Annotated in this window: 1 protein-coding gene; it reads left to right on the top strand. The window is 76.8% G+C overall.

The window, feature by feature from the left end; all coding sequences use genetic code 11:
* Positions 1 to 5,953 (top strand): amino acid adenylation domain-containing protein (locus ABD308_RS17140; RefSeq protein ID WP_344335236.1); only part of this gene is annotated, 5,953 nt, incomplete at both ends.

The following is a 5,953-nucleotide window of genomic DNA, read 5'->3' as shown; positions in this document are numbered from 1 at the left end:
CGACGCTCTTCCGGCTGACGCCGACCGATCACGTCCTGCTCGTGGTGCTGCACCACATCGCCGGTGACGGCTGGTCGATGGACCCGCTGGCCCACGACCTCGGCACCGCCTACGCGGCGCGCCTGGCCGGCCGGGCACCGGACTTCCCGCCGCTGCCCGTCCAGTACGCCGACTACGCGCTGTGGCAGCGCGCGGTGCTCGGCAGCGAGCAGGACCCGGACAGCCGGATCAGCGGCCAGATCGCCTACTGGCGCGACCGGCTGGCCGGCCTGCCGGAGGGCCTGGAACTGCCGACCGACCGGCCGCGGCCGCCCGAGTTCAGCTACCGGGGCGCGGAGGTCGCCCTCCAGGTGCCGGCCGGGCTGCACGCGGACCTGCTCGCCCTGGCCCGGGAGCACGGCGCCACCCTCTTCATGGTCCTGCACGCCGCCCTCGCGGCGCTGCTGACCAGGCTGGGGGCCGGCACCGACGTGCCGATCGGCACCCCGGTCGCCGGGCGCGCCGACGCCGCGCTGGAGCGGCTCGTCGGCTTCTTCGTCAACACCCTGGTCCTGCGCACCGACACCGGCGGCAACCCGGCCTTCGGCGACCTGCTCCGGCGGGTGGCCGCGGACGACCTGGAGGCCTACGCCCACCAGGACGTGCCGTTCGAGCGGCTGGTGGAGGTGCTGGCGCCGCCGCGGTCGCTGGCCCGGCACCCGCTGTTCCAGGTGATGCTGGCGCTGCAGCCCGTCGGCGGCGAGGCGGTGGCGCTGCCGGGGCTGGAGGTCACCGGGCAGCGGATCCCGCAGCGGACCGCCAAGTTCGACCTCGACCTCCAGTTCCGCGAGACCCGCTCACCGGCGGGCGAACCGGCCGGTGTCGAGGGCACCCTCGGCTACTGCGCCGACCTGTTCGACGAGGCGGGAGCCGTCGCGCTGGCCGACCGGCTGATCCGGTTCCTGGCCGCGGTGGCCGGCGACCCGGCCCTGCCGATCGGGGACGTCGACATCCTGACCCCGCAGGAGCGGCCCCGGCCCGCCGAGGCGCGGGCGCCCGTCCCGGCGCGCTTCGACCCGGTGCCGCTGCGCTTCGAGGCGCAGGCCCGGCGCACACCGGCCGCGCCCGCCGTCAGCTGCGCGGGCACCACCCTGTCCTACGCCGAACTCGACGCCGGGGCCAACCGCCTGGCCCGGCTCCTGGTCGCCGGTGGCGCCGGTCCGGAGCGGGTGGTCGCGGTGGCGCTGCCGCGCTCGGAGCGGATGCTGCTCGCGGTGCTCGCGGTGCTGAAGTCCGGTGCGGCGTACCTGCCGGTGGACCGTGTCCAGCCGGCCGAGCGGATCGCCTTCGCCTGCGCCGACGCGCGGCCGGTCCTGGTGATCACCGAGGGCGAGCCGGTGGCGGGGCTGCCCGAGCCGTCCGCCCTGCCCCGGGTCCGGCTGGACGATCCCGCGGTGCGTGCCGCCCTCGCCGGCACCCGCGCCGACGCCCTCTCCGCCGAGGAGCGGGGCACGGCGATCACGGCGGACTCCGCCGCGTACGTCATCCACACCTCCGGCTCCACCGGGCGGCCCAAGGGCGTCGTGGTCCCGCACGGCGGCATGGCCCTGCTGCTGGAGTGGGCGGCGGACCGGTTCGGGGCCGAGGGCCTGGCGCACGTCCTGGCCGCCACCTCGCTCTCCTTCGACGTCTCGGTGTTCGAGCTGTTCGCACCGCTGCTGACCGGCGGTCGGGTCGAGATCGTCCGCGACCTGCTGGAACTGGCCGAACGACCCTGGTCGGGCAGCCTGGTCAGCGGCGTGCCGTCGGTGTTCACGGCCCTGCTCGCCGGCGGCGAGCCCGCCTTCTCCACCCGGACCCTGGTGATGGCCGGCGAGGGGCTGCCCGAGCACCTGGTCCGGGAGACGCGCCGGCTGCTGCCCGGAACGGCGCTGGCCAACCTCTACGGCCCGACCGAGGCCACCGTCTACGCGACCGCCTGGTACTCGGACGGCGAGGAGACCGGTGCCCCGCCGATCGGGCGGGCCCTGCCGCACGTGCGGACCTACGTCCTGGACGAGCGGCTGCGACCGGTCGCCACCGGCGTCCGGGGCGAGCTGTACCTGGCGGGCGCGGGCCTGGCCCGCGGCTACCTCCGCCGCCCCGCGCTGACCTCGGAGCGGTTCGTCGCCGACCCCTTCGGCGGGCCGGGCGCGCGGATGTACCGCACCGGCGACCTGGTGCGCCGCCGCCCCGACGGCGCGCTGGACTACCTCGGCCGCACCGACGACCAGGTCAAGGTACGCGGCTTCCGCATCGAGCCCGGCGAGATCGAGAACACCCTGACCCGCCACCCCGCGGTGACCGGCGCCGCGGTCGGCGCCGTGGCCGACCCGGCCGGCGAGCGGCGGCTGGTGGCCCACGTGGCGCTGCGCCCGGGCAGCGGCACGACCGCCGCCGAGCTCACCGCGCACGTCGCCGCCGCGCTGCCGGAGTACATGGTGCCCGCCGCCGTCGTCCTGCTGGACGCGCTGCCGACGAACGCCAACGGCAAGCTCGACCGTGCCGCCCTCCCGGCCCCGGACCTCGCGTCCCGCGCCGCGGGCGGCCGGGCGCGCGACCCGCGCGCGGAGCTGATGGGCGAGCTGTTCGCCCAGGTGCTCGCGCTGCCGTCGGTCGGTCCGGACGACGGCTTCTTCCAGCTCGGCGGGCACAGCCTGCTGGCCACCCGGCTCAGCAACGCCGTGCGCTCCGCGTTCGGAGTCGAACTGCCGCTGCGCGCGGTGTTCGAGACGCCGACCCCGGCCGGGCTGGCGACCCGGCTGGACACCGCGGACACCGCCCGCCCGCCGCTCGTCCCCGCCGTGCGCCCCGCGGTGATCCCGCTGTCGTACGCCCAGCGGCGGCTGTGGTTCCTCGACCGGCTCGACGGCGGCTCGGGGGCGTACAACCTCCCGCTGGCCCTGGGACTGTCGGGGGAGCTCGACCCGGCGGCGCTGGACACCGCGCTCCGGGACGTGGTGAAGCGGCACGAGACCGTGCGCACCGTCTTCCCGGACCACGACGGCGTTCCGCACCAGCGGATCCTCCCGGACGAGGACGGCCCGGTCCCCCTCGTCACGGTGCCGGTCACCGCCGCGGAACTGCCCGCCGCGCTGTCCACCGCGGCCCGGACCGGTTTCGACCTCGCCGCCGAACCGCCGCTGCGCGCCGTGCTGTTCCGGCTCTCGCCGACCGAGCACGTCCTGCTCCTGGTGCTGCACCACATCGCCGGCGACGGTTCCTCGTACGCCCCGCTCGCGCGCGACCTCACCACCGCCTACCGGGCCCGCGCGGCAGGCCTGGCCCCCCGGTGGGAACCGCTGGCGGTCCAGTACGCGGACTACACGCTCTGGCAGCGGCGGCTGCTCGGCACCGAGGACGACCCGGACAGCGCCATCGCGCGGCAGCTCGCCCACTGGCGGGACGCCCTGGCGGACCTCCCGGAGGAACTGGCCCTGCCCGCCGACCGCCCGCGCCCCGCCGCGCCCGGCCACCGGGGCGGCCTGGTGCCGCTCGACCTGGACGCGGGGCTGCACCGGAAACTGACCGAGCTGTCCCGGCGCGAGGGCGTCACCCTCTTCATGGTCTTCCAGGCCGCCCTCGCGGCGCTGCTCACCCGGCTCGGCGCCGGGACGGACATCCCGATCGGCAGCCCGCTGGCGGGCCGCGGCGACCAGGCGCTCGACCCGCTGGTGGGCTTCTTCGCCAACACCGTGGTGCTGCGCACCGACACCTCCGGCGACCCGGACTTCGGCACGCTGCTGCGCCGGGTCCGGACCACCGCGCTGGCCGCCTACGCCCACCAGGACCTGCCGTTCGAGCGGCTGGTCGAGGTCCTGAGCCCGACCCGCTCGGTCTCCCGGCACCCGCTGTTCCAGGTCCTGCTGGTGCTGCAGAACACCGAGCCGGCGCGGTTCGACCTGGACGGCCTGACGATCACCTGGCCGGAGGTGGACCACGGCACGGCCAGGTTCGACCTCGACGTCTCGCTGCGGGAGCACCACACCGCGGCGGGACTGGCGGCCGGCGTGCGGGGCGGCATCCGCTACGACGCGGACCTGTTCGACGAGGCCACCGTGGCCGCGCTGGCCGACCGCCTGGTGGCCCTGCTGGCCGCGGTGGCGGACGACCCGCGGGCGCCGATCGGCTCCCTGGACGTGCTGCTGCCGCCCGAGCGGCTCGCCGTCGAGCGGTGGTCCACCGCTCCGCGGCCGCCGGTTCCCGCGCGGACCGTGCCGGAGCTGTTCCAGGCGCAGGTGGCGCGGACGCCGGACCGCACGGCGCTGCGCTCGGGCGAGGACACCCTGTCGTACGCGGAGCTGAACCGCCGGGCCAACCGGCTGGCGCACCACCTCCGTTCGCTCGGTGTGGGCCCGGAGAGCACCGTGGCGCTGCTGCTGCCGCGCTCGCCCGAGCAGGTGACCGCGGTGCTGGCCGTGCTCAAGGCGGGCGGTGCCTTCCTGCCGGTGGACCCGGACTACCCGGCCCAGCGGATCCGGCACATGCTGGCCGACGCCCGGCCGTCCCTGGTGGTCACCCTGCGCCCGCTGGCCGACCGGCTGCCGGAGCCGGCCGCCGCGCTGCCGCTCGACGACCCGCTCACCGCGCGGGCGCTCGGCACCGCCCCGGACACCGACCCGGCCGACCAGGACCGCACCACCGCGCTGCTGACCGCCCATCCGGCCTACGTCATCCACACCTCCGGCTCCACCGGCCGCCCGAACGGGGTGGTGGTGACCCACGAGGGCATCGCCAACCTGGCCGCCCGCCAGATCGAGCGGTTCCAGGTCACCGCGGCGGACCGGGTGCTGCAGTTCGCCTCGCCGAGCTTCGACGCCGCCTTCTCCGAACTGTGCATGGCGCTGCTGTCCGGCGCCGAACTGGTCCTGGCCACCAGGGAGCAGGTGACGCCCGGCCGCCCGCTGGCCGAGCTGATCGCCCGGCACCGCGTCACCCACGTGACGCTGCCGCCGGTGGCGCTGTCGGTCCTGCCGCCGGACGGACTGGCGACGGTCCGCACCCTGGCCGTGGCCGGTGACGCGATGCCCGCCGACGCGGTGCGCCGGTGGGGCTCCGGACGGCGCCTGATCAACGCGTACGGGCCGACCGAGACGACCGTCTGCGCCACCATGAGCGAGCCGCTGACCGGCGCGGACCGCCCGTCGATCGGCCGCCCCATCGGCGGCGCCGGCGCGCGGGTCCTCGACGGGCGGCTGCGGCCGGTGCCGCCGGGGGTCGCCGGAGAGCTATACGTGAGCGGTCCCGGCCTGGCCCGCGGCTACCTCGGCCGGCCCGGGCTCACCGCGCAGCGGTTCCTCCCCGATCCGTTCGGCCCGCCGGGGTCGCGCATGTACCGCACCGGTGACCTGGTCCGCTGGGACCGCGAGGGCCGGCTGCACTTCCTCGGCCGCGCCGACCACCAGCTCTCGGTACGCGGGTTCCGGGTGGAGCCGGGCGAGATCGAGGCCGCGCTGCTCACCCATCCGGCCGTCGCCCAGGCCGTGCTGACGGTCCGGGAGGACGACCGGGGCGAGCCGCGGCTGATCGGCTACGCCGTACCGCGCGGTGACGCGCCGGACCCGGCCGCGCTGCGGGCGCACGCCGCCGAACTGCTGCCCGCCCACATGGTCCCGGCCGCCGTGGTCGTCCTGCCGGCGCTGCCGGTCACGCCGAACGGGAAGCTGGACCGTGCCGCGCTGCCGGCGCCGGACTTCTCCGGACGGCCGGACCGCGCGGCGCGCAGCCCGCGCGAAGCCGTCCTGCGCGAGCTCTTCGCGGAGGTCCTCGGAGCTCCCGGCCTCGGGATCCACGACAGCTTCTTCGACGCCGGCGGCCACTCGATGCTCGCCGCCCGGCTGATCGACCGCGTCCACACCGCGCTGGGCGTCGACCTCGGGCTGCGGACGCTGTTCGAGGCCCCGTCGGTCGCCGCACTGGCGGCCGCCCCGGGAGG

The sequence above is a fragment of the Kitasatospora putterlickiae genome (genome assembly GCF_039527695.1).
In the GTDB taxonomy this organism is placed as follows: domain Bacteria; phylum Actinomycetota; class Actinomycetes; order Streptomycetales; family Streptomycetaceae; genus Kitasatospora; species Kitasatospora putterlickiae.
This window is presented reverse-complemented; position numbering and strand designations above follow the sequence as displayed.